Raw genomic sequence first — 4732 nt, 5'->3', positions numbered from 1 at the left:
ACCCACATGGCGGATCTGGACTACGGCGAGCTGCGCGTCTACCCGGGCAACTACGACGACTACATGCTGGCCGCCACCCAGGCGCGCGAGCGTCTACTGGCCGACAACGCCAAGAAGAAGGCCCAGATCGCCGATCTGCAATCCTTCGTCTCCCGTTTCAGCGCCAACGCCTCCAAGTCCCGTCAGGCGACCTCCCGTCTCAAGCAGATCGACAAGATCAAGATTGAGGACGTCAAGGTCTCCAGCCGCCAGAACCCCTTCATCCGCTTCGAGCAGGACAAAAAGCTCTATCGCAACATCCTGGAAGTGGAAGGTGTATCCAAGGGGTATGGCGACGGTCCCCTGTTCAAGGGCCTCAACATGATGATGGAAGTGGGCGAAAAGGTCGCCATTCTGGGTACCAACGGTATCGGTAAGTCTACCCTGATCAAGACCCTTGTCGGTGCACTGGCTCCGGATACCGGCAGCATCAAGTGGTCCGAGAACGCCCAGATCGGTTACTACGCTCAGGATCACGCCGAAGATTTCGACACCGATCTCAACGTGTTCGACTGGATGGCCCAGTGGAAACAGGAGAACGAAGACGAGCAGGCTGTACGCTCCGTACTGGGCCGTCTACTTTTCTCCCAGGACGACATCAAGAAGCCGGTCAAGGTGCTCTCCGGTGGTGAACAGGGCCGCATGCTGTTCGGCAAGCTGATGATGCAACGCCCCAACATCCTGATCATGGATGAGCCGACCAACCACCTGGACATGGAATCCATCGAATCCTTGAACATGGCACTGGAGCTCTACCAGGGGACCCTGATCTTCGTCTCCCACGATCGCGAGTTCGTCTCCTCCCTGGCGACCCGCATCCTGGAGCTGACTGAAGATGGCATCCGCGACTTCGGCGGCACCTACGAGGATTACCTGCGCACCCAGGGCGTGGTATAACCCCGCAAGTGCGCAATGCAAAACCGGCACTCATGTGCCGGTTTTTTTATATCCCGTATTTAGACGACTGAGATGGCGTATAGCAGTGGTGTGACTACACGCCACAGAGCAGAGGGCAGAGAGCAGAGAGCAGAGAGCAGAGCTTGAATATCCCCCCTCTTGCCCACAGATAAAAAAACGGCTCCATCAAGGAGCCGTTTTCACTGAATTGAACTGACGATTACTCGACGGTCGCTTCCACGCTGGTGAAGTACTCGATCTTGGCCGCTTTACGCAACTCGTCGATCAGAGATTTGTAATCCACCTGGGCTTTGCCCTGACCCAGCTGAGCTTGCAGCATGGCGGCCATACCGGATGCGGCGGCAGGGACGTTGACCTTGTCCAGCGCAACCACAACGCGGTCACCATTGGTCCCGGCAACCAGAGCCACGCTCGGCTTGCCGTCGATCGGATGGGGCAGCGTGAACGCCTGGGCAATCAGGTTCTGATCCAGCTCGCGATCGAAGCGGGCAACCCCTTTGTGGGTCTCCACTTTCAGACCGAGTGCAGTCAGATCGGCGGTGATGCTCTCACCTACCTTCAGCTTGTCCAGCAGGCCCTGGGCCTTGCCACGGGCCACTTCGCTAGCCTTGTCATGCTTGATGGCGGCAATCACCTGCTCTTTCACCTCGGCCAGCGGCTTGACCGCTTTGGGCTTGTGACCAGTGATGTGCAGCACCAGCGCCTTGCCGTCAGCCAGCTCGATCACGTCGGAGTTGGTGTTGTCATCGCGCAGCTGTTCGGAGAACGCTACGGAAAGCACCTTGGGATCGTTCAGCGGAGCCGGAGCAGTCGCCTGGGTGAAGAAATCGGAAGATTGAACCTTCATCCCCATGGCATCAGCGGTCAGATCCAGCGAGTCCGGGTTTTCGAAGCTGTTGTCAGCCATCTTCTGCTGCTCGGCGAAGAATTTCTCCTTGGCCTTGTCAGCTTGCAGACGAGTGATGGTCTCTTCTTTCACATCGGCAAACGGCTTGGTCTGGGCTGCTTCAACCCCCAGCAGCTTGATGATGTGGAAACCGAACGGGCTCTTCACCACGCCGGAGAGATCGCCAGCCTTGTTCAGGGCGAACGCGGCTTTCTCGAAGGCCGGATCCATCACCCCTTTCTCGAACCAGTCCAGCTCACCGCCTTTTTTGGCAGAGAAGGTATCGGAAGAGTCAGCCTTGGCCAGCGCAGCGAAATCATCGCCCGCCTTGGCTTTGGCCAAAACGGCTTCTGCTTTCTGCTCGGCCGCTTTCTCGTCCTTGCCAAACGGGATAAGGATGTGAGCCACGTGGCGACGCTCGGCACGCTGGAACAGATCCTGGTGCTGATCGTAGTAATCCTGGGCATCCTGCTCGGTGACCTTGATATCCTTGGCGAGGTTGGCAGCGTCCAGCAGCAGATAGTCGACCTTGACCTGCTCGTCGTTCATGAAACGGGCGCCATTGGTCTTGTAGTACTGCTCGAGCTCGTTGTCGGAGACCTGAACGTCAGCCATGTAGTTGGCGGCAGCCAGACGCACCAGACGCAGATCGCGAGTCTGGTTGTAGAGCTTGTCGAGCTGCTCCGCTTCACCCTTGAGGGAGAATTCGGTGCCCAGCAGGGCGCTCATCAACTGTTGACGCACCATGTCCTGACGCAGGGTGTCACGGAACATTTCGGGAGTCATGCCGGCACGACGGATCAGCTGCAGATAGCGGTCATTGTTGAACTTGCCGTTCTCGGCAAACTCCGGCATCGCTACGATGGCTTGCTTGATCTGCTCGTCACTGATGCGCAGACCCAGTTCACGGGCCTTGCTATCCAGCAGCGCCTGATCGATCAGCCTATCCAGCACACCGCGACGGAACTGTTTCATGTAATCGGGGTTCGCTGCCAGCTGGCTGAATGCCTCTCCCATCTGGGATTCCATGCGGGCGCGCTCGTTGCGGTAGGCATTTTCCAGTGCGGTTGCACTGATTTCTGTGCCGTTGACAGTGGCGGGGGCGGTACGGGCCGGGCCGTTCAGGTAACTACCTACACCAGCCAAGGCAAAGGAGAGGATGATCAGGCCCAAGATAACCTTGGCTACCTTGCCCTGCGCCCCTTCGCGTAGTTTATCCAACATCATGTTTGTACTTATGCTCCCGAACTCGATGGGCGTAAACAATAAAAAGGCGCACCGATTGCGATGCGCCTTGGTCAATCAGTATGAGAGAAGACTCTCTAACTTGTCTGGTCTGCGACCAAGGACGGTAGCCGACGGATATCAGCGACCGACTTAGTTAACAGCGTCTTTCAGGGCCTTACCGGCTTTGAAGGCAGGAACTTTACCAGCAGCGATTTCGATGGTCGCGCCAGTCTGCGGGTTACGGCCTGAACGGGCAGCACGCTCGCGTACAGCGAAAGTACCGAAACCAACCAGAGCAACCTGGTCACCCTCTTTCAGCGCTTCACCAACAGCATCAATGAAGGCATCCAACGCACGGCCAGCGGCAGCTTTGGAGATATCGGCACCGTCTGCAATCTTGTCAATCAGTTGAGATTTATTCACTCTTATATTCCCCTTTTATCGAACACCGCTGCGGCGCTGATTTCCCTGGCCACAACAAGTGGAGGTTTTATAGCAAGCCTCCTGATCAGTTGCAAGTGACAATCTGGCGCAAACCCGCGCCACACAACGCATTGCGACTCATCACGAGTACCCGATCGGTGGTCAAGGCTACTTCCGTTATCGGGCGCATGCAAGCCTTAACCACCCGCCGAATGCGCCAAATTTGCGGCGCATCAACATTTACACGACAGAAACGCGCTCAAACCCCTGTGGATTGTCCTGCAACGCCAATTCCAGCACCTCGTCAATCCAGCGAACCGGATAAATTTCAAGGTCTTGTTTGACGTTTGCCGGGATCTCCTCAAGGTCACGCTCGTTCTCTTTCGGAATAAGCACTCGCTTGATGCCGCCACGGTGGGCTGCCAGCAACTTCTCCTTGAGACCGCCGATGGGCAGCACTTCGCCGCGCAAGGTGATCTCCCCTGTCATCGCCACATCAGCACGAACCGGATTACCGGTCAAGCTGGAGACCAGGGCGGTACACATGGCGATACCGGCGCTCGGACCATCTTTCGGGGTTGCCCCTTCCGGTACGTGCACGTGGATATCGCGCTTCTCGTAGAAGTCGGCATTGATGCGCAGCTTCTCGGCACGGGCTCGTACGACCGTCATGGCCGCCTGAATGGACTCCTGCATTACGTCACCGAGGGAACCGGTATAAGTGAGCTTGCCCTTGCCCGGCATGTTGGTGGTCTCGATGGTGAGCAGATCGCCCCCCACTTCGGTCCACGCCAGACCACACACTTGACCCACTTGATTCTGGTCGGTGGCCTTGCCGTAATCGAAACGCTGCACCCCGAGGAACTCCTTGAGGTTCTCCTGATTGACCTGAACATGCTTGATGCTCTTGTCCAGCAGGATGCGCTTGACCGCCTTGCGACAAATCTTGGAGATCTCGCGCTCCAGACTCCGCACCCCCGCCTCGCGGGTGTAGTAGCGGATCACTCCGACCAGGGCAGAATCTTCGATGGTGATCTCGGACTCTTTCAGGCCGTTGCGCTGGATCTGCTTGGCAACCAGATGCTGCTTGGCAATGTTGAGCTTCTCATCTTCGGTGTAACCGGAGAGACGGATCACTTCCATCCGGTCCAGCAAGGGACCCGGGATGTTCATGGAGTTGGAGGTGGCCACGAACATCACGTCCGACAGGTCATAATCCACTTCCAGATAGTGATCGTT

The 4732-nt window shown here is 57.2% G+C and carries 4 protein-coding genes; 1 reads left to right on the top strand and 3 read right to left on the bottom strand.

From position 1 onward, the window contains the following. On the top strand, positions 1 to 936 hold a 936-nt coding region (locus tag G5358_RS20115; protein WP_421324790.1), incomplete at its 5' end, for an ATP-binding cassette domain-containing protein. Between the two features lie 220 nt (positions 937 to 1156). Here G5358_RS20115 and ppiD read toward each other — a convergent pair. The 3 genes from ppiD to G5358_RS20100 all read right to left on the bottom strand — a co-directional run. After that, positions 1157 to 3070, bottom strand: a complete 1914-nt coding sequence (gene ppiD / locus G5358_RS20110) for a peptidylprolyl isomerase (protein ID WP_421324789.1) — start codon at positions 3068 to 3070, stop codon at positions 1157 to 1159. 150 nt (positions 3071 to 3220) lie between these two features. Next, on the bottom strand, positions 3221 to 3493 hold the full coding sequence (gene hupB, locus G5358_RS20105) for a nucleoid-associated protein HU-beta (RefSeq protein ID WP_005315375.1): 273 nt from the start codon (positions 3491 to 3493) through the stop codon (positions 3221 to 3223). 240 nt (positions 3494 to 3733) lie between these two features. Beyond that, on the bottom strand, positions 3734 to 4732 hold a 999-nt coding region (locus tag G5358_RS20100; RefSeq protein ID WP_421324788.1), incomplete at its 5' end, for a S16 family serine protease.

The sequence above is a fragment of the Aeromonas sp. 604176 genome, from assembly GCF_049170755.1.
Classification (GTDB): Bacteria; Pseudomonadota; Gammaproteobacteria; order Enterobacterales; family Aeromonadaceae; genus Aeromonas; species Aeromonas veronii_A.
Note: the sequence above shows the minus strand (reverse complement) of the source record. Positions and strands in the feature narration are given on the sequence as shown.